Origin of the sequence: Phreatobacter stygius (assembly GCF_005144885.1) — a bacterium.
Classification (GTDB): Bacteria; Pseudomonadota; Alphaproteobacteria; order Rhizobiales; family Phreatobacteraceae; genus Phreatobacter; species Phreatobacter stygius.
In genome coordinates this window covers 3,729,456-3,751,821 of record NZ_CP039690.1, presented here as the reverse complement: position 1 = coordinate 3,751,821, position 22,366 = coordinate 3,729,456, and the positions used below count along the sequence as shown (strand labels likewise).

Here is a 22,366-nt window from a genome sequence, read left to right as displayed (position 1 = left end):
CTCAAGCGGCGGCAGGCGCAACGATGCAACCGCCCGGAGCGGCCTGTCCATCTCCGGGCGACGATTTGCCGTGCAAGGCTGAATTGACCGATCAATTCGTCCGCACGTGGTCGCGCAGCGCGTCGTGCATGCGGCGCAGGAACGGGCTCTCGGCGATGCCGGCGGCCTTTTCCCATTCCAGCAGCTTGCCCGTGCGATGCCATTCGGCGATCGTGCCGCCGACGTAGCGACCCCAGGCGCTGTCGCGGTCTTCCAGCCGTACGGCAAGCCCCCAGGGCGTGTCGCTCTGGCTCGCCAGCGGCTGGTGGAAATCCTTCCAGCGGCCCGACGCATCGGCCAGCATCACGGCGATCAGGTTGTCGTCATAGATCCAGCCGAGGCAACGGCGCTGCTCGAGCGCGGTTTCGACCTCGGATACGCCGGTGAAGGCCAGGATCTCGACGCCGAAACGCTCGGTCGCGGGGCGATTGTACCAGGCGCCCTGGATGGCGCAGAGCGTCCGGCCGCGCAGGTTTTCCCAGGCCGCCGGCGTGACGCTTTTCGGCATGATCACGTTGAAGCCCGAGGAATAATAATTCGGGTGGACGATGCCGACGACGCGCCGCCGGTCCGCCACATCCGACATGGTGGCGATCATCAGATCGGTCTGGCCCTGCTGCAGGAACTGCATGCGGTTGGAAGCCACCACCGGCACGAACTCGACGCGCACACCGAGCGAGCGGGCGATGTCGCGCGCCATCTCGATCTCCAGGCCGACAAATTCGCCCTGCGGATTGCGGAAGCCCCAGGGCCGGTAGTCGGCGCGCACGCCGACCTTGAGCACGCCTTCGCGCTGGATCTTCTGGAAGGTATTGACCGGCGGCTGGGCCGCCGGCGTCGCCGGAGCCTGGGCCGCGGCGGATGTCGCCAGCCCAAGAGCCACCATCGCGGCCAGAACGCCGCTCCTGATCTGATCGGCAAATATCATGACATGCCCCTCCAAGCCCTCTCGGCCCCGATGTCCTTCGCGCCCGCGCGGCGGAAGCCGACCGCTGGCGCAGGACCGCACTGTCCCGGTTTTCCCGGAACCCGTCGAGAGCAAAGAATGATCGAGCTCAGTCCGTTTGGAGCAAGTTTGATCCACCGCAATGCCAAGGTTTGACGCGCCGTCGCGACACCGTTCATCCCTGATGAGACAGATAATGCGACAGATCTGACGCAGCCTTGTCTTGCAACGCTGCTCTGCGGCCGGTCTGCGGCCGTTGCCTCACCGGAACCCGCGCGCCATCCTGCCGGCAGGGCACCGGTCTCCCGACCATAAAAAACCATCGGAGGCTGAACGGGTCCGTTACCAGAGTGGGGGCACTTCATGTCGGCGCAAGATCGGGTCAAGAGCAAGAAGGCGGTCACGGCCGCGGTCGTCGGCAACGTCCTCGAGTGGTACGATTTCGCCGTCTACGCCTATGTCGCAAGCATCATCGCCAGAAAATTCTTCCCCGTTCAGGACGAGGTGACGGCACTCCTGTCGGCCTTCCTGGCCTATGGGCTCGGCTTCCTCGCAAGGCCGCTCGGCGGCATCGTCATCGGCCGCATGGGCGATGTCAGCGGCCGCAAGAACGCCTTGTTGCTGACCATGTTCCTGATGGCCGTCGGCACGGTGATGATCGGCCTGTTGCCGACCTATGAGAGCATCGGCTACCTGGCGCCGCTGCTGCTGGTGGTGGCCCGCCTGCTGCAGGGCTTCTCGGCCGGCGGCGAATGGGGCGGCTCGACCGCCTTCATCGTCGAATGGGCGCCGAAGAACCAGCGCGGCTTCTACGGCAGCTTCCAGCAGATGAGCGTGGTCGCCGGCCTGCTGCTCGGCTCGGGCGTCGCCGCCTTGATGAACACCGTGCTGACCACGCCGCAGATGGACGACTGGGGCTGGCGCATCCCGTTCCTGATCGGCGGCATTCTGGGACCGGTCGGCCTCTATATGCGCCGGACCATCGAGGAGACCCCGGCCTATAAAGCGGTCGCCGAAGGCAAGGTCGTGGCACCCTCGGTCGACGACCATGTCAGCCCCTGGCTGCTCGCCGGCCGGGCTTTCGGCTTCACCATCGTCTGGACCGTCTGTTTCTACGTGCTGCTCAACTACATGCCAACCTGGACCCAGCGCTATATGAGCCTGACCGCCTCGCAGGCCTTGTGGGCCAATACGATCGGGCTGCTGGCGCTGATGGTCGCGATCCCGATCATGGGCAAGCTGTCCGACCGCTTCGGCCGCAAGCCACTGTTGATCGCCTGCTGCCTCTGCTTCGTCATCGTGCCCTATCCGGTTTTCAGCTATCTCCTGTCCGGCGGCGTCTCGCTGACCTCCCTGATCATCGTGCAGGTCGTCTTCGCGGTGATGATCTCGATGTTCTCCGGCGCCGGGCCGGCGGCGATCGCCGAGATCTTCCCGACCCGCAACCGCTCGACCTGGATGACCTCGGGTTATGCCCTGGCGGTCGCCATTTTCGGCGGCTTCGCGCCATTCATCTCGGTCTGGCTGATCAGCACCTTCGGCTCGCCGATCGCCCATACCTATTACCTGGTGGCGGCGGCGGTGGTCTCGACCATCGTCATCTGGCAATTGCGCGAGACCGCCTTCGAGGACCTGCAATGAGGCGCCCATGCTGATCCGTTTCGACGGCAAAACGATCATCGTCGCCGGCGCGGCGCGCGGCATCGGGCAAGCGATAACCCGATCGCTGGCGGCGGACGGCGCCGAGGTCTTCGCCTGCGACCTGCTGGCCGAGGCGCTCGGCCCCCTCACGGCCAAGACCGAGGCCGGCGGCGCCATTCACGCGCTGCCGGTCGACATCACGGACGAGGCCTCGATCGGCGCGGTGGTCGCGGCCGCCGGCGGCGCGGTCGACGTGCTGGTCTATGTTGCCGGCGGCGTGCGCGGGCAGCAGGCACGGCCGCTGGAGGAGGTCAGCGCCGACGATTTCGACGCGGTCGTCGACGTCAACCTGAAGGGCGCCTTCCTGTTCGCCAAGGCGGTGGCGCCGGGCATGAAGGCCAAGGGCTCGGGCCGCATCATCACGATTTCCAGCCGCGCCGGGCTCGCCACCAGCCTGACCGGCATCCAAAGTTATGCCGCCGCCAAACATGGCCAGATCGGGCTGGTCAAGCAGCTGGCCCAGGAGCTCGGGCCGTTCGGCATCACGGTCAATTCGGTGGCGCCCGGCTTCATGGCGACGAGCCCCGACTATGAGCGGCAATGGGCCAGCTACACGCCGGATTTCCGCGCGACCTTCACCGATCGCATCGCCATGCGCCGGATGGGCAAGCCCGACGACATCGCCGACGCGGTGACCTTTCTCGCGTCCGACTTCGCGTCCTGGATCACCGGCCAGACCTTGCCGGTGACCGGCGCGCCGCTTTTGTGACGGCGCCGGATTCGTGATCGAGCCTGAGGAGTGATCGATGACCGAGACCCCGAAACTCGAACCCTGGCAGTGGCCGGAGGAGCATTGGCGCAAGCTGGTCGGCCAGGTGCGGGCTGGCCGCAGCTATCGCCCGAAGGCCTGGAAGGACGGCGCGCGCTGCGCCTTCGCCCTGTCGTTCGATGCCGACCACGAGACCAACGAGCTGCGTGACGGCGGCAATTCCATCGGCCGCATGGCCTGGGGCCAATATGGGCCGCGGGTCGGCGTGCCGCGCATCCTGAAGATCCTGGAACGATACGGCGTGCCGGCGACCTTCTACGTGCCGGCGGTGGCAGCCCTGCTGCACGAGGACGAGCAGCGCCGCGTGGTCGCCGAAGGCCACGAGATCGGCATTCACGGCTGGATCCATGAGCTCAATTCGGTGCTGCCCTATGAGGCGGAACGCGACCTGATGATGCGTTCGACCGAGACGCTGGAAAAGATCACCGGCGTCCGACCGGTCGGCCTGCGCACGCCGTCCTGGGACTTCAGCCCGAATACGCTCAAGATCGAGAAGGAAATGGGCCTGCTCTACGACTCCTCGCTGATGGCCGACGAGGACTGTTACGAGCTCATGCTCGAGGGTAAGCCGTCAGGCGTGATCGAGCTGCCGGTCGAATGGGTGCGCGACGACGCGGTCTATTTCATGATGCACCGGTTCCAGTCGCTGAGGCCCCACACCGCGCCGGAAGCCGTGTTCAACATCTTCAAACGCGAGTTCGACGCGGCTTATGACGAAGGCGGCATTTTCCAGCTGACCACCCATCCGCACATCATCGGCTATCGCTCGCGCATCTGGATCATCGAGGAGCTGATCAAACACGCCAAGGCCAAGGGCGATGTCTGGTTCGCGACCCATGCGCAAGTCGCGGAGTTTGCGCGCGACAATGCGGTGTGAGGCGGGAGGTCGCGGCCGGTTTTCACCGCGTCATGGCCGGCACAAGGCCGGCCATGACGAGCAAGGCCCGTTCCCCGGGGATTTTGCCCCGAGGGTTTGCGTTGCCGCGAGCCGAGCGCGAATCCGAGCGCCCGCAAGACTGATCACTTCGTCTTGCCCGGCCTTGTGCCGGGCATCCACGACTTGCCCCGGTCCCGATGCGTGGATGGCCGGGACAAGCCCGGCCAAGACGAAAAAGGGCGGTGAGGCCGGATCAGGGCTCCTGTGATCGCCGGGGAGAGGTGAAGCGGTCGTGTTTCAGGTGCCCGGCCGAAGACCGTTCACGGCGCTGCAGCCACCGCGACCTTCGCCGACGCAAGGCTCGCCGCCCGCATGCGGGCGGCAATGGCCTCACCGATCACCACGGTGGTGAGATGGGTGTTGGCCCGGCAATCGGCCGGCATGATCGAGGCATCGGCGACGCGCAGCGCGCCAAGGCCCTTGACGGTCCCGTCGGGGTTCACCACGCCGTCGGCATCGCCAAACCCGGACATCTTGCAGGAGCCGGCGGCATGCTGGATATCGCCGGTCTCCTGGCGCAGCACAGCTTCCAGTTCGGCATCGGGCAGCGCTGCCGCCTCGGGCAGGCTCAAGGCCGTGTCGCCCAGCCGGATCCACTGCGAAATGCCCGACAGCGCCGGCTGAACCGCCAGCACCGCCAGCCGCTTCACCGCGTCGGTCATGCGCAGCATGTCGCGCGGGTCGGCCAGCATGTTCTCCTCGACGATCGGATCGATGTCGGGATCGGCCGAGGCGAGCCTCAGCGTGCCGCGCGAAAAGGCATTGAACAGGCCGGCGCCAATGGCGCCCGAACGCGCGGGGTTCTCGATGCCGCGGTGGTTGAAGGCGATCAGGATCATGTCGCGCTTGCCGCCGCCGGCGAGGCCGGAACTGTAGGTGACACAACAATTGGTGTGGCGGGTGTCGGGATCGGTCGGCCGGTGCGCGTCGTCGAGTTCGACCGAGGCACGGAACAGCGGATGGTCGAAGAAATGCTGTCCGACCGGCAGGTCGCGCTCGACTGCGAGCCCCAAGGCCTTGAGGTGTCCGGCCGGCCCGACGCCGGAGCGCATCAGGATCGCCGGACTGTGGATCGCGCCGCCGCAGAGCACCACCTCGCGCGCGGCGATCTCGGTCCAGCCGTGGCCGGAAAGATGGACGCGTACGCCGGTCGCCCTGCCGTCGCGGATGAGCACCCGGTCGACCAGGGCATGGCCGCGGATTTCCAGATTGGGGCGATGCCGCGCCGGTTCCAGATAGGCTTCATTGGTCGAGATGCGCCTGTGGTCGCGGCTGTTGATCGGGTAGCAGGCGACACCCTCGCCGTCGGGCCCGTTGACGTCGGCGCACCAGGGATAGCCGGCGGCAAGCGCCGCATCGCGCAGGCCGTGGTCGACCGGCCCCCAGGCTTCCGGCGGCGCGCGATAGACCGGCAGCGGTCCGCCGCGGCCATGGCCGGGCTCGCCGCCGAGAGCCAGGTCGTCCTCGATGGTCGAGAACAGCGGCATGATCTCGCGCGCCGACCAGCCCTCGCAGCCAAGCGCCGCCCATTCGTCGAAGGCATCGGCGACGCCGCGAATGGCGATCTGGCCGTTCATCATGGAACTGCCGCCGAGCCCCTTGCCGCGCCAGTAGAAGCGCTGGTCCTGACCGGCGATGCGGCGCGTCATCAGATCAGGCCATTGCCATTTTTCCTGGAATTCGCGCCGGTGGATGATCGGGATCGGATTGGGCGTGGTGATCTCCCAGGGCGCCTCGCCGGCGCGCCAGTCGAGACCTGCCTCGAGCAGCAGGACGCGCCGGTCGGCATCCTCGGTGAGGCGGGCGGCGAGCGCCGCGCCGGCAGAGCCGCCGCCGACAATGATGACGTCATACATGAGCATGTTTCCTGGTCTTACTTCTCGACGTTCCAGAATACCGGAATGGCCGACGGAATCAGATTGCGCAGATTGGCGCGATGGGCGGCCGGCTGGGCGAACTGGCCCCAGGGAATGCCCGGCGCCTGTTCGTACATGATGGCCTGGATCTGATCGGCGAGCGGCTTGCGCGCGGCATCGTCGGGCGCGCGCGTGAAGGCTTCCAGGAGCGGCGTGATGCGGGCGTCGCACTGCCAGCCGGTATAGTCGGCGCAGTTGAAGGCGACCATGACATTGGTCAAGGGTGACGCGAGATCGAAACCGCCGGCATGGACGCCATAGACGCTCCAGCCCTCGCGCTTGGCGCGGCGCGCCAGGACCGAAGCCCAGTCCATCACCTGCAGGTCGACATTGAAGCCGACGCGCCGGAGCTTGTCGGCCAGCACCTCGGCCGAGACGCGCGGCGCTTCCAGGTCGCTCGCCTGCAGCACGACCACCGGTTCACCGGCGTAACGGGTCTGGCTCAGCGCCTTGCGGGCCGCCTCGATCGACGGCGCGGACGCCGCCGCGATGCCGGCGGTGCTCTCATAGGTGCCGCCGCACATGAAGAAGCTCGCGCAGGTCCTGGCGTAGCGCGCCGACAGGCCAAGGCCGTCGAGCACCTCGCGCTGGTCGACCAGTTGCCACAGGACCCGGCGGATCGCCGGATCATCGAACGGCTTTTGCGTGGCGTTGAGGCGATAGGCGCCGGCGAACATATGCGGCCCGGAAAAGCCCAGGACCCTGATCCGGCTGTTCTTCTCCAGCATGGGCAGGAGATCGAAGGGGGCATATTGCATGAAGTCGATTTCGCCGGCCTGCAGGGCCGAGGCGGCGGTCGCACCATCGGGGATGACGCGGATCTCCAGCGCGTCGATATTGACCCGCTTGCCGCCGGCCAGGAAATCGGCCGGCTCGTCGCGCGGCACATAGGCGGCGTTGCGGCGCAGGGTCATCCGGTCGCCGGAGCGGTGGTCGGCCTTCGCATAGACGAACGGGCCGGAACCGATGACCTCCGGGATCCGCTGTTCGCCCGGCGTGTTGGCAAGGCGTTCCGGCATCATGAAGGCGCCGGGGCTGACCGGGTGGCCAAGCGCGTGGATGACCAGGCCGAACGGCTCCTTCAGCTTGAGCACGAAGGTCTTGGCGTCGCGCGCCTCGATCGACGCGGTCGCCGCCATCAGCCGGCGGCCGAGCGCATTGCGGGCACCCCAGCGGCGCAGCGAGGCGACGCAGTCGGCTGCCGTCACCGGCTGGCCGTCATGCCATTTCAGGCCGTCGCGCAAGGTGAAGGTATAGGTCATGCGGTCGTCCGAGACCTGCCAGTCCTGCACCATCTGCGGCTTGATCTCGCCCTTCGAATCCATCGCGAACAGGGTGTCGAACACCATGTAGCTGAAGGTGCGCGAGATATAGGCGGCGTTGAAATGCGGATCGAGCGTGGTGATCTCCGCTTCCAGCACCGCGACGAGCGTGCCGGCGGCCTGCGCGGGCGGCGCCGCAAATGGGGCTGCGAGCGCCAGCGACAAGGCGAAGACCGATCGTAATTTCAGCATGATGAGCCCAGGTGAGAGATCAAGTGTGACGGCGCATCACACAGCAATGCCGGTACCATCTGACCATGCCCGCCGGCGCTCTTGAGCTATGCGTTTTCCAGCCCGCTCGGACGGGCCTAGCCGCGAAGGTGGCAAGCAACCCAGTGCCCGTCGGCGCTTTGCTTCAGTTCGGGCGAGGTCTGGCTGCACAAGGGCAGTTGGCGCACCGGGCAGCGCGTGTGGAAATGGCAGCCGGTCGGCGGGTTGATCGGGTTCGGCACGTCGCCCTGCAGCATGATGCGCCGGCGCTTGACCTTGGGATCGGGGATAGGGACGGCCGAGAGCAGCGCCTCGGTATAGGGGTGCAGCGGCGTGGTGTAGAGGTCGCGCGCCGGCGCGATCTCGACGACCCGGCCGAGATACATCACCGCGACACGGGTCGAGATGTGCTCGACCACGCTGAGATCGTGGGCAATGAACAGATAGGTCAGGCTGAACTTTTCCTGCAGGTCCTCCAGAAGGTTGATCACCTGGGCCTGGACCGACACGTCGAGGGCCGAGACCGGCTCGTCGCAGACGATCAGCTTGGGCTCGACCGCGAGCGCCCGGGCAATGCCGATGCGCTGGCGCTGGCCACCGGAAAACTCATGCGGATAACGGCTCATATGGTCGGACCGCAGGCCGACCGTTTCGAGCAGGTCGACGACACGGGCGTCGAGGTCCTGTTTCGACTTCGCCAGGCCGTGGATGATCAAGGCCTCGGCAATGATCGCGCCAATGGTCATGCGCGGATTGAGCGAGGCGTAGGGGTCCTGGAAGATGATCTGCATGTCACGGCGCAGCGCCGTCAGCGCATCATGGCCGAGCGCCATGACGTCCTTGCCTTCGAACCAGATTTCGCCGGCGGTCGGCTCGATCAGCCGGAGGATGCAGCGTCCGGTGGTCGACTTGCCGCAGCCGGATTCACCCACGAGACCGAGGGTCTCGCCGGCCTTGATGTCGAAATTGACGCCGTCGACCGCGTGAACCCGGGCGACTTCGCGCGACAGCAGCCCGCCTGTGATCGCGTAGTTCTTGACCAGGTTCTTGACGCTGAGCAGGGCTTCGGTCATCGGGCGATCTCCTCTGCTCGGATGCAGGCGACCTTGTGGCCGGGCACGATCTCGCGCAGTTCCGGCGGCGCCTCCGTGCAGACCGGCCGGGCGAAACGGCAGCGCGCCGCGAAGCGGCAGCCGGGCGGTGGGTAGAGAAGGTTGGGAACGCTGCCGCCGATCGCCTCCAGCCGCGGCTTGTTGAGGGCGGCGGTGTCGATACGCGGGATCGAGCGGATCAGGCCTTGGGTATAGGGGTGCCTCGGATTGCCGAACAGCTCGTCGACGGTCGCCTCCTCGACCACCTTGCCGGCATACATCACCACCACCCGTTCGGCGGTTTCGGCGACGACGCCCATGGCATGGGTGATCAGCATGATCGCCATGCCGAAGCGTTCCTTCATATCCTGCAGGAGGTCGAGGATCTGCGCCTGGATGGTGACGTCGAGCGCGGTGGTCGGCTCGTCGGCGATCAAGAGCTTCGGCTTGCAGGACAAGGCCATGGCGATCATCACGCGCTGGCGCATGCCGCCGGAGAACTGATGCGGGTAGTCGTGGACGCGGCGCTCCGGATTGGGGATCTGCACCAGCCTGAGCATCTCGATGGTCTTGTCGATCGCCTCGCGGCGGCCGAGCTTCTCGTGCAGGCGGACCACCTCGGCGATCTGTTCGCCGACCGAATAGACCGGGTTGAGCGAGGTCATCGGCTCCTGGAAGACGATGGCGATCTCCTTGGACCGCACCTTGTTCATCTCGGCCGACGACAGCGGCACCAGGTCGCGGCCCTGCCAGAGGATCCGGCCCTCGGCGATGCGGCCCGGCGGCATGGCGATCAGCTTCAACACCGACATGGCGGTGACGGTCTTGCCGCAGCCGGACTCGCCGACCACGCCCACCGTCTCACCCCGGCCGATTGCGATATCGACCCCGTCGACGGCCTTGACCATGCCGTCCTCGGTGGCGAAATGGGTCTTCAACCCGCGAATGTCGAGCAGCGGCTCGGCAACGCCGGATCCCGTCATCAGTTCCGGCATCACATCACCTTGCGGGGGTCGAGCGTGTCACGCAGCCCGTCGCCGATGAAGTTGATCGACAGAACGGTGAGGAAGATCGCCGCACCCGGGAACAGGGCCCAATGCGGCGCGTGGTCGAGATAGTCCTTGGCGTCGAACAGGATGCGCCCCCAGGTCGGAATATCCGGCGGGAAGCCGAGACCGAGGAAAGACAGGGTCGATTCCGCGATGATCGCGGCGGCAACGTCGATGGTGCCGGCGACGATCACCGGCCCGAGTGCATTGGGCAGGATATGCCGCACCACCTGGCGCCATTTCGACGCGCCGAGCGCGCGGGCCGCCTCGACGAATTCCTTCTCGCGCAGCGACAGGAACTGGGCCCTGACCAGGCGTGCGACCGGCATCCAGCGCAGGCCCCCGATGACCACGACGATCAGGATGAAGACGCCGCCCTCGACGCCGAACATGGTCTTGAGCGCGTCGCGGAACAGGTAGATGACCAGCAGCAGCAGCGGCAATTGCGGCAGCGACAGGAACAGATCGGTGACCCACATCAGCGCCGCGTCGACGCTGCCGCGCGAAATGCCGGCAATGGCCCCGATGATGGTTCCAACCGTGATCGCCACCAGCATGGCGGCGAGACCGACGGCCAGCGAGATGCGGCCGCCATAGATCATCCGCGCCAGGAGATCCTGGCCGAGATCGTCGGTGCCGAAGGGATGATCCCAGGACGGCCGGGCGAGCCTGGCGGAGAAGTCGATCTCGTCGATCGGCACACGCCAGATCCACGGACCGAAGACGATCGCCAGAACCATCAGGAACAGGATGCCGCCGCTGACCACGGCGAGACGATGACGGCGGAAACGCCGCCAGGCATCGAGGCCCGGCGAAACGTGGCGTGACTGAACGCCGGCGGCGATGCCGACGTCAACGGTAGGAGATGCGGGGGTCGAGCCAGCCATAGAGGATATCGGCCACCAGGTTGAAAAAAACCACGAGACAGGAAAACACGAAGGTCACCGCCATGATGACCGGCGTGTCGTTGGCGAGGATGGCGTCGATCAGCAGCGAGCCGATGCCGGGCACGCGGAAGATCTGTTCGGTAACGATGGCGCCGCCGAAGATCGCCGGCATCTGCAGTGCGACCAGCGTGACCACCGGGATCAACGCATTGCGGACCACGTGCTTGACGATGACGATGCCTTCGTCGAGGCCCTTGGCGCGGGCCGTGGTGACATAGTCGAGCCGGATGACGTCGAGCACGGCCGAGCGGATGTAGCGGGTGTAGGACGCCGCCTGGAACAGCCCGAGGACCGCGATCGGCATGATCGCCTGGCGCAGATGCTGCCAATAAAATTGCCAGCCGGTGGCGCTGATGTCGGAGCGATAGACGAAGGGCAGCCAGTCGAGCTGAACGCTGAACACCAGGATGAACAGAAGCCCGGTGAAGAAGGTCGGCAGCGAGAAGCCGACGAAGGCGAGCGTATTGGCGACCTGGTCGAAGATCGAATAGGGCTTGGTCGCGGCATAGACGCCGATCGGCAAGGCGATCATCAAGGCCAGGATCTGCGACGATCCGACCACGAACAAGGTGGTCGGCAGCCGCTGCAGGATCAGCGTGTCGACATTGATGCGGCTGGCAAACGAGAAGCCCCAGTCGCCCTGCGCCATGGCGACTATCCAGCGCAGGTAGCGCACCATGATCGGGTCATCGAGGCCGAACTTGACGCGCAGTGCCTCCCGGACTTCGGGAGGCACATTCGGATTGGTCGCGAGTTCGCCGAAGGGATCGCCCGGGGCGAGCGCCAACACGGTGAAGAGCACGAGGCTGATACCGATCAAACTCGGTATCGCGATCAAGAGGCGCCGGACGAGGTAACTGCCCATCAGCCGCCTCGCCGGTCAGAACGATCCCTTCCAAGGCATGCCATCATCATCATGCCTCGCGGAACCATTCCCCGATGAGCCAGAGCGAATTGTCCCAGCCGCTCACATTGGTCTTGAGCTTGTTGATCACGGCGGCGGTCTTGGGCCGGTTCACCACGCCCATGACATGCCCGTCGGCAATCACGAGATCGTTCATCTGGACAAACAGGGCAGCGCGCTTGACCGGATCGAGCTCGCCCTGGCCGGCGCGGAACAGCCGGTCATAGTCCTCGCTGCGCCAGCGGACGATATTGCGGCCCTGCCACTTGTTCTCCTTGGTGGCAGCTTCCCATGAACAGTACTGGTTCATGAAGCGCTCGGCGTCCGGCTGCGTCATGGTCGTGGTGAACATCTGCATGTCGCAGTAGAACTTGGTGTAGGTGTCGGGGTTGGCGACATCGGAGGAGAAGAACACCGAGCCGACGACCGATTTCAGTTCGAGATCGATACCGGCGCGCTGGCAGGCCTGCTTGATGATCGCCTGGGTCTTCTGGCGTGGCGCGTTGATCGAGGTCTGGAAGACAAATTTCAGCCGTTTGCCGTCCTTGGCGCGGACGCCGTCCGCGCCGCGCTTCCAGCCGGCGCTTTCGAGCAGTTGGGCCGCCTTCTCGGCGTTGAACTCCCAGGTCGCCTTGGCCGAACGGAACTGTTTCGGGTTGGTCAGGAAATTCGGCGTGGCGACGCCGGTGCGGCCATAGATGAACTTCTGGATCGAGGTCCGGTCGACCAGCAGGCCGATCGCCTGGCGCACCGCCTTGTCGGTCATGATCGGGTGCGGCGCCTTGAGGCTCGCGCGCTCGCCATCGATCTCGGTCCAGGGGTCGCAGGTCTGCAGCTGGATGAACTCGATGTCACCGCCCTCGGTGATCATGGTGCGGCCCTTGCCGCCGGCCTCCATGCGCAGCAGGACCTCGTCCTCGACCTGGGTGTTCCAGGCATAGTCGAATTCGCCCGTCTGCAGCACCGCGCGCGCCGCCGAGACGGCATCGCCGCCGCCCTTCATTTCGACCGTGTCGAAAAACGGCCGGTTCGGCCGGTGGTAGTCGGGATTGCGCTCGCCGCGGACGATATCGCCCGGCTTGAACTCGACGAAACGATAGGGGCCGGTGCCGACCGGCTTGAGATTGGTCGGCGCATCGCGCGACTTCGCGCCGATATAGTCCTCGAACAGGTGCTTGGGGATGATCTGGCCGAGCGCGGCGACGAAGGCATCGCCCCAAAACGGCGTCGCCTTCTTGAATTTCACCACCACGGTGTGATCGTCGATCTTCTCGGTGACGACGTCGATATAGCTGCCCGAGGTGACCGCGGCGGTCTCCGGGTTGGAGGCATATTTCCAGGTGAACACGACGTCGTCAGCGGTGAACGGCTTGCCGTCGTGCCATTTGACGCCGCGCTTCAGTTTCCAGGTCACCGACATGCCGTCGGCGGCAAGGCCGCCGTTCTCCCGGCTCGGCACTTCGGCCGCCAGGATCGGCACCATATTGCCTTCCGGGTCCCAGCCGGCCAGCGGCTCGTAGAACAGACGCGAGCCTTCCTGGTCCTTGGTGCCCACGGCAAAATGCGGATTGAGCAATGTCGGCGCCTGCCAGAACAACAGCTTCAGGGGGCCGCCGCCGCCCGCCTTGGTCGGCGTATAGGCGCTGCTCGGCTGCGCCATGGCGACGCCGTGATGGGCCAGCATCATGGTTGCCATCGGCGCAGTCAGCCCAAGTGCCACCATGCGCTGAACGAAGCTACGCCGCGACAGCGTGCCATCCTTCACCTCCGCGACCAGGCCGCGCAGTTCTTGCTCTCTCATCGAAATGCCCCTCGTCCACCGTCTTTGACGCACGCCGCTTGATGCGGCGTTCTTGAATGCACGTTTCTTCCTCATGCACGGCACGTGAAGGCACTGCGGTCGAGGCCGCTTGCGCGGCCTGCCTGGCGGCGGCCCGAGCCCTGCTATGTCGCAGCGCAGCAAAGCAAGGCATGGGCCACTTCGGCTGCGGGGCAGGTTAGCGCGGCTACGATAAAGCGCGATCCGATGTTTAGCGGATGGAAAAAACGCTTGTTTGCGCTGGACAAGCCCTCCGGCGTCGTGGTCCGCACAAGACCCTTGCGAAGGGCGAGACCGTCATCGCGGGCCGGTTTGGCCATGTTATGAGCGGGCCGGCATGGGCGCCGAAGGCATCATCGCCTGCCCGTTGTCGCGGCGGCAATCTGGCGGATGGCGCCCCGAGGGCACGACCAAGGGCACGACATGGCGAAGAACCGATTTCCGGTCTGGCGGCTGATCCAAAGCGAGCTCGAGGCGGAAATCCGCTCCGGCCTGATCGGCCCGGGCGACCAGCTGCCGTCGGAACACGAACTCGCCGAACGGTTCAAGGTCAATCGCCACACAGTGCGAACGGCCTTGGCCAACCTGGCGATCGCCGGGCTTGCCCGCGCCCGGCGCGGACGCGGCGTTTTCGTCGAGGACAAGCCGCCGGAATATCGCGTCACCCGCGATTCCAAATGGAGCGAGATCGAGCGCGAGATGAATGCCGCGCCGTCGGGCCGCCTGGTCAGCGTGTCGGAACGGCCAGCCTCGGCGACCATTGCCGAGATGCTGGGCTTGAGCCAGGGCGCGACGATCCTGATGGTCGAGACGGTGCGCGGCTCGACCCCGGCCTTGCTGATCTACAGCTATCACGTCTTCGACCGCGACCGCTTCGCCGGCATCGAGGCGGCGGTCGCCCGCACCGGCAGTTATACCGAAGCGCTGAGGGAGTTCGGTGTCGAGCGCTTCTACCGGGCCTCGACCTGGATCGACTGCCGCATGCCGCGCCCGCGCGAGGCCGAAGCCTTGTCGATCCCGCTCGATGCTCCCGTGCTGGTCATGATGTATGTCGATCGCGACGCCGACGGCCGGCCGTTGCTCTACGGCAATGCGGTGATCCCCAATGGCAGCCTGGTGGTGCGGGTCGACACGCTCTGAGCCTTCATCGCCGCAAAGCCCGATCGTCACACGCCCGTTAACTTGTCGAGTTAATGCCGACAAGTGAGGCGCGTGAGCCTCGACCACGACGATCGGGCAGACGATCCATGGCCGGCATTTCGATCAAAGGCATCCGCAAGAGCTTCAAGGATGCGCCCGTGCTTCACGGGGTGTCGCTCGACATCGCCGACGGCGAATTCCTGACCCTGGTCGGGCCTTCCGGCTGCGGCAAGACCACGCTGCTCAGGATTCTCGCCGGTCTCGAGACGCAGGACGACGGCGACGTCTTTATCGGCGACACCATGGTCGACGATCTGCCGCCCAAGGCGCGCGACGTCGCCATGGTGTTCCAGTCCTACGCGCTCTACCCCTATATGACGGTCGCCGAGAACATCGCGCTGCCGCTGACCATGCGCCGGCTGTCGACGATCGAGCGCCTGCCGCTGATCGGCCGGCTGGTGCCGGGATCGGCGGACAAGCGCGCGACCATCGACGCCGACATGCGGGCGGTGGCCGAGGGCCTGTCGATCGGTCATCTGTTGAACCGCCGGCCGGCGCAATTGTCCGGCGGCCAGCGTCAGCGCGTGGCGCTCGGGCGCGCCATGGTGCGCCAGCCCAAGGCCTTCCTGATGGACGAGCCCTTGTCGAACCTCGACGCCAAGATGCGCGTCCAGGCGCGTGCCGAGATCGCCGAACTGCATCGCAGCCTCGGCACCACCTTCGTCTATGTCACCCATGACCAGGCCGAAGCGATGACCATGTCCGACCGCGTGGCGGTCATGATGGGCGGTCATCTCTTGCAGGTCGCCCCGCCTCAGACGATCTATGACGATCCCGCCGATCTCGCGGTCGCCACCTTCATCGGCACGCCGGAGATCAACTGCATCCCCGGCACGGTGCATGGCGACGGCGCGATCGAGGTGCTCGACCGGACCTGGCCGATCAGCGTCGCCGCAGCCGCCGGCAGCGCCGTGACGGTGGCGGTCAGGCCCGAGGCCTTTTCGCTGGTGCAGGGCCCGCGGACCGAAGCCGCGACGATTTCGGGCACGATCCGTCATCTCGAACATCTCGGCGCCGAGACGCTCGTTCATGTCGCCGCCGCGCCCTTGCTCAAGCCGGCGGTCGCGCGGGTCGAGCCGGTCACCGGCAGCGCGCTTGTCATCGGCGACCCCGTGACCCTGGCGGTCAAGCCGTCGCGCATCCTGGTCTTCGGTGCCGACGGCAAGCGGCTGCGGCCGCGCGAAACCGTCGCCGTGCCGTCACGCGAACGCCTGCGCGAGGCCGCCCATGGCTGACGTCGCCATGGCACTTCCCGGCATCGCCGCGCGACGTGCCAAAGGCCGCGCCGGCGCGCGCGCCGAGATCCTCGCGGCCTGGGTGCTGGCCGGGCCCGCCATCACGCTGATGTGGATCATGCTGCTCGGCCCGGCGGTGGCGGTGCTCGCCCTGTCGTTCACCGACTGGACCTTCGGCATGCCGACCATCGGCTGGATCGGGCTCGGCAATTACCAGGAAATGTTCGCCGACGAGGTGTTCTGGAAGACCCTGAAGAACACCCTCGTCTATGTCGCCTTCGTGGTGCCGCTGTCGGTGTTCATCGGGCTCGGCGCGGCCTTGCTGATCGAGGCCGGATCGAGCCTGCGCGGTTTCTACCGCGCGGCCTTCTTCCTGCCGGTCACCTCTACCCTGCTCGCCATGGCACTGGTGTTCCAGTTCGCCTTCCATCCGAGCCTCGGCGCGATCAACCGGGTCATCGCCTTTGTCGGCCTGCCGACCACCGACTGGCTGAAGAACCCCGACACGGCGATCTTCGCGCTCGGCGTGATCGGCATCTGGCAGGCGGTGGGCCTGTCCATGGTGCTGTTCATCGCCGGCCTGAAGGCGGTGCCGAAAGAGCTCTACGAGGCCGCCGCGGTCGACGGCGCCGACGGCGCGGTCGAGCGGTTCCGGCGGGTCACCTGGCCGATGCTCGGGCCGGCCATGCTGTTCGTCGTCACCATCACCGCGACGCGCGCCTTCCAGGTGTTCGACACGGTCTCGGTCTTGACCGACGGCGGGCCGAACAAGGCGACCAACGTGCTGCTGTTCCAGATGTACCAGGAAGGTTTCTCCTTCCTGCGCTCGGCCTATGCGGCGGCGCTCACCGTCGTCTTTCTCGGCTTCGTCCTGCTCATCACCCTCGTCCAGGTGAAGCTGCAGGAGCGGCGCACCCATTACGGCTGAGGCCCGCCATGCGAACCAAGACCCTCGAACCCGGCCGCATCGGCTTCGCCCTGTTCCGGCACGCGCTGCTCGGCCTTGGCGCGCTGATCATGCTGGCCCCCTTCGTGCTGATGATCTCGGTCAGCCTGAAACCCTCGGGCGAGATCTTCTCGCCGGAATTCACACTGCTGCCGAAGGTCTGGCACGCCTGGGAAAACTATTCGGCCGCCTTCACCAAACAGCCGCTCGCCCGCTTCATCCTGAACGGTTTCATCGTCACCGGCTCGATCTTCGTCTGTCAGCTCATCGTGGCGCTGCCCTGCGCCTATGCGCTGGCCAAGCTGCGCTGGCGCGGCAAGGAAACGGTGTTCCTCATGGTGCTGCTCGGCCTGCTGATCCCGCACCAGGTGACGGCCATCCCGCTCTACATCCTGTTCTGGAAGTTCGGCCTGCTCGACAGCTATGCCGCGATCATCCTGCCCTCGACCATCTCGGTCTTCGGCATCTTCCTGATGCGCCAGTTCTTCCTGACCGTGCCTGACGACCTGATCAACGCTGCCCGGCTCGACGGCCTCGGCGAATTCGCCATCGTCTGGCGCATCATGATGCCGACCGCGGTGCCGGCGGTGATCGCCTTCGGCGTCTTGTCGCTGGTGTGGAACTGGAACGAGTTCTTCTGGCCGCTCATCGTCATCCAATCCGAGCACCTGGCGACCCCGCCGCTCGGCGTCGTGTTCTTCAACAACGCCGAGGCCGGCACCAATTACGGCCCGCTGATGGCCGCCGCCACCGCAATCACCGCGCCCTTGGTCATCGCCTTCCTCGCCGCCCAGCGCTGGTTCATCGACGGCGTCACCATGACCGCGGTGAAGTGACGCCCTGCCTTTCCGTCCCCTCCAGGAGACTTTGCCATGACGACGACACGCCGCAGCTTCATGACCACGACGGCGGCCATCGCCGGTTCGGTTGCCCTGCCCGGTTACCTGCGCGCCCAGAGCGCCACCATCGAGCTGTCCTGCCAATATTCGACCCCGGTCCTGTTCAAGGACCTGATCGAAAAGCTCGCCGCCGAATTCCAGGCGAAGAACCCGACCATCAAGATCACGCTGCGGGCGCCCGAGGTCGGCTATGAGGAAATCCTGCAGCGCAACCTGCGCGACGTGGTGACCAGCACGCTGCCCGACATCGCCTTCCACGGGCTGAACCGCCAGCGCACCCTGGAAGAGCGCGGCATTCCGGTGAACCTCAAGCCGTTCATGGATGCCGACCCGGAAACCGCGTCGCTCGGCTTCTCGCCGACGCTCCTGTCGCTCGGCCAGGTCGGCGCCAAGCAGACCGGCATCGGCTTCGCGCTGTCGACGCCGATCCTCTATTACAACACCGAACTGGTGACGGCGGCCGGCGGCAATCCGGACCAGCTCCCGACATCCTGGGACGAGCTGATCGCGCTTGCCGGCGCCATTGCCAATCCCGGTCAGAACCGGGCCGGCCTGTTCTTCGACTGGACGATTACCGGCAACTGGTCGTGGCAGGCGCTGGTGCTCGCCCATGGCGGCACCATGCTGAACGCCGAGGAGACCAGGGTCGCCTTCAGCGAAGAGCCGGGCCAGAAAGCCATCCGGGTGCTGCGCAAGATGGTCGATGCCGGCAAGATGGCCGATATCCAGTCGGCCACCGCCTTCCAGGACTTCTTCTCCGGCCGGCTCGGCATTTCCATGCAGTCGACGGCGCAGCTCGCCCGCTACAACCGCGAGATCGGCGGCCGGTTCAAGCTGGTCTGCGGCCGCTTCCCGCTGTCGGCGGCAACGCCGCGCCTGCCGGCCGGCGGCAATGTCGCGATGATGTTCACCAAGGACCGGGCCAAGCAGGAAGCCGCCTGGAAGTTCATCAAATTCGCCACCGGGCCGATCGGTGCGACCGCCATGGTCAATGCCACCGGCTACATGCCGGGCACCACCGTGCCGGCGGAACGCGACGACCTGCTCGGCAAGTTCTATCGCGACAATCCGAACCACATGGTGGCGATCCGCCAGCAGGACGTGATCACCGGCTGGTACGCCTTTCCGGGCCAGAACGCGCTGCGCATCACCGACGTGATCAACGATCACATCCAGACCGTGGTCAACAAGTCGCGCGAGCCCGAGGCGGCCCTGACCTCGATGGCCACTGCCGTGCAGGGCCTGCTGCCGCGCCGCACCGGCTAAGCACCTCTACGAACAGGCCCGCGCCGCAACAGGCGCGGGCACGTCCCTCCCCATTCCACCGAGATCCGCCATGTCCCGCGCCGTCCGCCTTTGCCTCGTCACCGACATCCATCACGGCAAGCCGTCCTTCACCAAGGCCGGCCCGGCCGCGCTCGGCCTGATGGCGGAGTTCCGCCGTTTCGTCGCAGAGACCCGGCCCGACGCGGTGCTCGACCTCGGCGACCGCATTTCGGACGAGGCGCGCGACAGCGACCTCGTGCTGGAGCAGGAGGTCGCCGAGGCCTTCGCGCCGATCGCGGTTCCGCGCTTCCACATCGACGGCAATCATGACCGCGATTATCTGACCGTCGGCGACAATGACCGGATCCTCGGCCGCAGCGCCCATCACGAGACGCTTGATCTCGGCGACTGGCGGCTGGCGATCTGGCGGGCGGATGCCAAGCTGCACCGCCCCGGCGGCTTCGCCCTGGTCGAGGCCGACCTGTTGTGGCTCGCCGACGTGGTGCGCAGCGCTGACCGGCCGTTGGTGATCGTCAGCCATGTGCCGGTCTCCGGCCATTCGCAGGTCGGCAATTATTGGTTCGAGAACAACCCGCACTATGCCACCTATCCCTCGGCCGATCGTATCCGCGCGGTGCTGCGCCAGGCCCGCGTGCCGGTGATCTGCATCTCCGGCCACGTCCACTGGAACACGCTGACGACCGTCGACGGCATCGCCCATATCACGCTGCAATCGCTGACCGAGACCTTCACCACCCAGGGCGAGGCAGCCGGGGCCTTCGCGCTGCTCGAGCTCTCCGACACGGTGCTGTGGCAGGTCCATGGCCGCGACCCCTTCACCTGGTCGACCGACCGCGCCGATCTCGCCCGGCGCTGGATGACGCCGCTGCCCGATTTCCGCGAACTCGCCGGCGCCAAGATGCGGCTGGCCGCGGAGTAGAGCGGGAGCCGGCTTAGGGGCTGCACACGTCTCTCAAAGGGATCTGAATTCGCCGCCCTTCGAGGCTTCGTACGAGAACCGCGGATAGCGCGTGAGCCACCCCTTTCCGTCATGGCCGGCCTTGTGTCGGCCATCCGCGCATGGCCTTGGCCGCGGAAGACGTGGATGGCCGTGACACGCACGGCCATGACGAAGCGAAGAGCGGCGCGCCGTCGACCTGGTCGTCGGTGTTTCCGCGTCGCCGGGGCGACCGGATTGGCCTGTCCGACCTCACCGCCGATGTCCGACCGCGCCATCCCATTCGTCATGGCCGGGACCGTGAGGCCGGTGGCTCCGGTGCGAGATCCCGAAGGGGAGCAAACCCTGCGACCTCGCGCTGAAAATCACAGCTTGTCGAGACGTGTGAATCCGACGGCGCAACCGCCTGGAGATTGTCACGGGACTGTCGTCGCGGCGAGACGCTCCTGACACGCTCGCGCGGTCTAGTCGCCGACACGTTGCGTGCCGGCGCGATGGTGCTTGCCCTGGCGGCGGCACCGGTCGCACCCACCGCGACACCAGAACTTAGGCGGCTAAGCGACTGAAGCTCCAACCGCCTTCGCATCCCTGTCACGAGCCGGGCGCACCATGCAGTCCGGCTTCTTTGCCTTGCACAGTCGGACAGACCCCATGACATCAGCGACGCGCCGGACGTTCACCAAGGGCCTCGCGGCCTCGACCGCATTGGCCGCGACCGGCCTGCCGGCAGTGGCCCAGCCCGCCCGCCGGCTCACCGTCGGCATCCAGGGCACACCGCGCTCGCTCGAGCCGCTGCGCGAGTTCTCCAACGTCGCCTGGCGTGTCGGCTACAATATCTTCGAGGGCTTGCTCGGCATCGACTACAAGAACGGCCTCGCCGTCGTGCCCGGCCTCGCCGAAAGCCACCGGCGGATCTCACCGTCGATGATGGAATTCACGCTGAAGGACGGCGTCCGGTTCCATGACGGCGAGATCATGACGTCGGAGGATGTCGCCTTCTCGTTCGGGCCGGAGCGGATGACCGGCGAGCGGGCGCCGGGACGTGCCATCGCCAATGTCTTCGTCGGCACCATCAGCCGGGTCGAGGCCATCGACCGGCGCACTGTCCGGGTGGTCACCCGCACCACCGATCCGCTGCTCGAGCAGCGGCTGGCCGGCTGGGGCGCCCAGGTCATCTCGAAAAAGGCCTTCCTGGCCGCGGCGAGCTACGAGGCCTGGGAGCGCAGCCCGGTCGGCACCGGACCGTTCCGGGTCAAGGAGTTCCGCATCGACGAACGCTGCCTGCTGGAAGCCCATGCCGGCTACCACGGCGGCAAGCCGCCGGTCGGCGAAGTGCTGTTCCGCGTGCTGCCCGAACTCGCCGCGCGGATGAACGCGCTGGCCGCGGGCGAGGCCGACATCGTCACCGAGGTGTCGCTCGACCAGGTGCGCAATGTCGAGGCCATGACCGACCGCCATGTCGTCGGCGGACCGATCCTGAATTTCCGCGCCCTGGTGTTCGACAAGGCGCATCCGCAACTGGTCGACCCGAGGGTTCGCCGCGCGCTGTCCCACGCCATCGACCGCAAGGCGATCGTCGACAGCCTCTATGCCGGCCGCACCGTTGCCCGCGCTACCCAGATGCATCCGGCCTTCGGCGCGCTCAACGACCCCACCCGCCCCGGCACGGCCTATGATCCGGATCTCGCCAGGAAGCTGCTCGCCGAAGCCGGCTACAAGGGCCAGCCGATCCCCTACCGGACCCATGCGAGCTATTACACCCAGCAGGTCCAGACCGCCCAGATCCTGGTCGAGATGTGGCGTCAGGTCGGCATCAATGTCGACCTGCAGGTGCGCGAGAACTGGCAGCAGATCTTCGACACCGCGTCGCCGCGCGGCATTCGCGACTGGTCGAACTCGATCCTGTTCCAGGACCCGGTGGGATCGTTGACCCGGCTCTACGGCGCCGCCGGCTCGGTCCAGAACGTCAGCAAGGAATGGAGCAACGCCCCGTTCAACGAGACGGCGCGGGTGCTCGAAACCAGCCTCGATCTGGCCGAACGCAAGCGCGCCTTCGCCCGCCTGCTCGACATTTACGAGACCGAGGATCCGCCGGGCTGCGCGCTGCACGACCTGGTCATGTTCTACGCCAAGAAGCGATCGGTGAACTGGACGCCCTATCCGGTCGAAAGCATGGATTTCGGTCCCGGCAACCTGACCGTGGGAGCCTGAT

18 protein-coding genes are annotated in these 22,366 nt (G+C 66.4%); 10 read left to right on the top strand and 8 right to left on the bottom strand.

The window, feature by feature from the left end; all coding sequences use genetic code 11:
- Positions 1-91 precede the first annotated feature (91 nt).
- Positions 92-967 carry a transporter substrate-binding domain-containing protein gene (locus E8M01_RS17695; protein ID WP_215908760.1) on the bottom strand — a complete coding sequence of 292 codons (876 nt, stop codon included), beginning with the start codon at positions 965-967 and terminating at the stop codon, positions 92-94.
- 381 nt (positions 968-1,348) lie between these two features.
- On the opposite strand from E8M01_RS17695, the gene E8M01_RS17690 reads away from it, so the two are divergent.
- The 3 genes from E8M01_RS17690 to E8M01_RS17680 are packed head-to-tail and all read left to right on the top strand — an operon-like array spanning position 1,349 to position 4,332.
- Positions 1,349-2,626, top strand: a complete 1,278-nt coding sequence (locus E8M01_RS17690; protein ID WP_136961330.1) for an MFS transporter — start codon at positions 1,349-1,351, stop codon at positions 2,624-2,626.
- A 7-nt stretch (positions 2,627-2,633) separates the two neighbouring features.
- On the top strand, positions 2,634-3,395 hold the full coding sequence (locus tag E8M01_RS17685; RefSeq protein WP_136961329.1) for an SDR family NAD(P)-dependent oxidoreductase: 762 nt from the start codon (positions 2,634-2,636) through the stop codon (positions 3,393-3,395).
- Between the two features lie 37 nt (positions 3,396-3,432).
- Positions 3,433-4,332, top strand: a complete 900-nt coding sequence (locus E8M01_RS17680) for a polysaccharide deacetylase family protein (protein WP_136961328.1) — start codon at positions 3,433-3,435, stop codon at positions 4,330-4,332.
- Between the two features lie 320 nt (positions 4,333-4,652).
- Here the strand turns inward: E8M01_RS17680 and E8M01_RS17675 are convergent, their stop codons facing one another.
- From E8M01_RS17675 to E8M01_RS17645, 7 genes are all read right to left on the bottom strand, one after another.
- Complete coding sequence (locus E8M01_RS17675) at positions 4,653-6,248, bottom strand: GMC family oxidoreductase (RefSeq protein ID WP_136961327.1); 1,596 nt, start codon at positions 6,246-6,248, stop codon at positions 4,653-4,655.
- A gap of 17 nt (positions 6,249-6,265) precedes the next feature.
- A complete protein-coding gene (locus E8M01_RS17670) occupies positions 6,266-7,822 on the bottom strand; it encodes an ABC transporter substrate-binding protein (protein WP_136961326.1) in 1,557 nt (518 codons plus the stop codon).
- A gap of 116 nt (positions 7,823-7,938) precedes the next feature.
- Positions 7,939-8,913, bottom strand: a complete 975-nt coding sequence (locus E8M01_RS17665) for an ABC transporter ATP-binding protein (protein WP_136961325.1) — start codon at positions 8,911-8,913, stop codon at positions 7,939-7,941.
- Positions 8,910-9,926, bottom strand: coding sequence for an ABC transporter ATP-binding protein (locus E8M01_RS17660; protein WP_425467657.1), 1,017 nt, complete (start codon positions 9,924-9,926; stop codon positions 8,910-8,912). The genes E8M01_RS17665 and E8M01_RS17660 overlap by 4 nt, the downstream gene beginning before the upstream one ends.
- Positions 9,926-10,867: an ABC transporter permease gene (locus E8M01_RS17655; protein ID WP_136961324.1), complete on the bottom strand. Its 942-nt coding sequence runs from the start codon at positions 10,865-10,867 to the stop codon at positions 9,926-9,928. The genes E8M01_RS17660 and E8M01_RS17655 overlap by 1 nt, the downstream gene beginning before the upstream one ends.
- On the bottom strand, positions 10,833-11,792 hold the full coding sequence (locus E8M01_RS17650) for an ABC transporter permease (protein WP_136961323.1): 960 nt from the start codon (positions 11,790-11,792) through the stop codon (positions 10,833-10,835). The genes E8M01_RS17655 and E8M01_RS17650 overlap by 35 nt, the downstream gene beginning before the upstream one ends.
- A gap of 49 nt (positions 11,793-11,841) precedes the next feature.
- Positions 11,842-13,632: a peptide ABC transporter substrate-binding protein gene (locus tag E8M01_RS17645; RefSeq protein WP_136961322.1), complete on the bottom strand. Its 1,791-nt coding sequence runs from the start codon at positions 13,630-13,632 to the stop codon at positions 11,842-11,844.
- A gap of 441 nt (positions 13,633-14,073) precedes the next feature.
- On the opposite strand from E8M01_RS17645, the gene phnF reads away from it, so the two are divergent.
- From phnF to E8M01_RS17610, 7 genes are all read left to right on the top strand, one after another.
- Positions 14,074-14,790 carry a phosphonate metabolism transcriptional regulator PhnF gene (gene phnF / locus E8M01_RS17640; RefSeq protein ID WP_170181947.1) on the top strand — a complete coding sequence of 239 codons (717 nt, stop codon included), beginning with the start codon at positions 14,074-14,076 and terminating at the stop codon, positions 14,788-14,790.
- A 107-nt stretch (positions 14,791-14,897) separates the two neighbouring features.
- Positions 14,898-16,085 (top strand): ABC transporter ATP-binding protein, encoded by a 1,188-nt coding sequence (locus tag E8M01_RS17635; RefSeq protein ID WP_136961320.1) that lies wholly within the window; start codon positions 14,898-14,900, stop codon positions 16,083-16,085.
- Complete coding sequence (locus E8M01_RS17630) at positions 16,078-17,013, top strand: carbohydrate ABC transporter permease (RefSeq protein WP_136961319.1); 936 nt, start codon at positions 16,078-16,080, stop codon at positions 17,011-17,013. The genes E8M01_RS17635 and E8M01_RS17630 overlap by 8 nt, the downstream gene beginning before the upstream one ends.
- Before the next feature lie 8 nt (positions 17,014-17,021).
- Complete coding sequence (locus E8M01_RS17625) at positions 17,022-17,867, top strand: carbohydrate ABC transporter permease (protein ID WP_136961318.1); 846 nt, start codon at positions 17,022-17,024, stop codon at positions 17,865-17,867.
- A 36-nt stretch (positions 17,868-17,903) separates the two neighbouring features.
- Positions 17,904-19,196 (top strand): ABC transporter substrate-binding protein, encoded by a 1,293-nt coding sequence (locus E8M01_RS17620; protein ID WP_136961317.1) that lies wholly within the window; start codon positions 17,904-17,906, stop codon positions 19,194-19,196.
- A gap of 70 nt (positions 19,197-19,266) precedes the next feature.
- Entirely contained in the window at positions 19,267-20,136 is an 870-nt protein-coding gene (locus tag E8M01_RS17615; protein WP_136961316.1) for a metallophosphoesterase family protein, read from the top strand.
- Positions 20,137-20,805: 669 nt separating this feature from the next.
- Entirely contained in the window at positions 20,806-22,365 is a 1,560-nt protein-coding gene (locus tag E8M01_RS17610; protein ID WP_170181946.1) for an ABC transporter substrate-binding protein, read from the top strand.
- Position 22,366: the final 1 nt, after the last annotated feature.

What these genes read in the sequence shown, in the direction of transcription:
- E8M01_RS17615 (WP_136961316.1), top strand. Translation starts at nt 19,267, where the DNA reads ATGTCCCGCGCCGTCCGCCTTTGCCTCGTCACCGACATCCATCACGGC.
- E8M01_RS17660 (WP_425467657.1), bottom strand. Translation starts at nt 9,926, where the DNA reads ATGCCGGAACTGATGACGGGATCCGGCGTTGCCGAGCCGCTGCTCGAC.
- E8M01_RS17630 (WP_136961319.1), top strand. Translation starts at nt 16,078, where the DNA reads ATGGCTGACGTCGCCATGGCACTTCCCGGCATCGCCGCGCGACGTGCC.
- E8M01_RS17645 (WP_136961322.1), bottom strand. Translation starts at nt 13,632, where the DNA reads ATGAGAGAGCAAGAACTGCGCGGCCTGGTCGCGGAGGTGAAGGATGGC.
- E8M01_RS17680 (WP_136961328.1), top strand. Translation starts at nt 3,433, where the DNA reads ATGACCGAGACCCCGAAACTCGAACCCTGGCAGTGGCCGGAGGAGCAT.
- E8M01_RS17675 (WP_136961327.1), bottom strand. Translation starts at nt 6,248, where the DNA reads ATGTATGACGTCATCATTGTCGGCGGCGGCTCTGCCGGCGCGGCGCTC.
- E8M01_RS17655 (WP_136961324.1), bottom strand. Translation starts at nt 10,867, where the DNA reads ATGGCTGGCTCGACCCCCGCATCTCCTACCGTTGACGTCGGCATCGCC.
- E8M01_RS17695 (WP_215908760.1), bottom strand. Translation starts at nt 967, where the DNA reads ATGATATTTGCCGATCAGATCAGGAGCGGCGTTCTGGCCGCGATGGTG.
- E8M01_RS17620 (WP_136961317.1), top strand. Translation starts at nt 17,904, where the DNA reads ATGACGACGACACGCCGCAGCTTCATGACCACGACGGCGGCCATCGCC.
- E8M01_RS17665 (WP_136961325.1), bottom strand. Translation starts at nt 8,913, where the DNA reads ATGACCGAAGCCCTGCTCAGCGTCAAGAACCTGGTCAAGAACTACGCG.
- phnF (WP_170181947.1), top strand. Translation starts at nt 14,074, where the DNA reads ATGGCGAAGAACCGATTTCCGGTCTGGCGGCTGATCCAAAGCGAGCTC.
- E8M01_RS17635 (WP_136961320.1), top strand. Translation starts at nt 14,898, where the DNA reads ATGGCCGGCATTTCGATCAAAGGCATCCGCAAGAGCTTCAAGGATGCG.
- E8M01_RS17610 (WP_170181946.1), top strand. Translation starts at nt 20,806, where the DNA reads ATGACATCAGCGACGCGCCGGACGTTCACCAAGGGCCTCGCGGCCTCG.
- E8M01_RS17690 (WP_136961330.1), top strand. Translation starts at nt 1,349, where the DNA reads ATGTCGGCGCAAGATCGGGTCAAGAGCAAGAAGGCGGTCACGGCCGCG.
- E8M01_RS17625 (WP_136961318.1), top strand. Translation starts at nt 17,022, where the DNA reads ATGCGAACCAAGACCCTCGAACCCGGCCGCATCGGCTTCGCCCTGTTC.
- E8M01_RS17650 (WP_136961323.1), bottom strand. Translation starts at nt 11,792, where the DNA reads ATGGGCAGTTACCTCGTCCGGCGCCTCTTGATCGCGATACCGAGTTTG.
- E8M01_RS17670 (WP_136961326.1), bottom strand. Translation starts at nt 7,822, where the DNA reads ATGCTGAAATTACGATCGGTCTTCGCCTTGTCGCTGGCGCTCGCAGCC.
- E8M01_RS17685 (WP_136961329.1), top strand. Translation starts at nt 2,634, where the DNA reads ATGCTGATCCGTTTCGACGGCAAAACGATCATCGTCGCCGGCGCGGCG.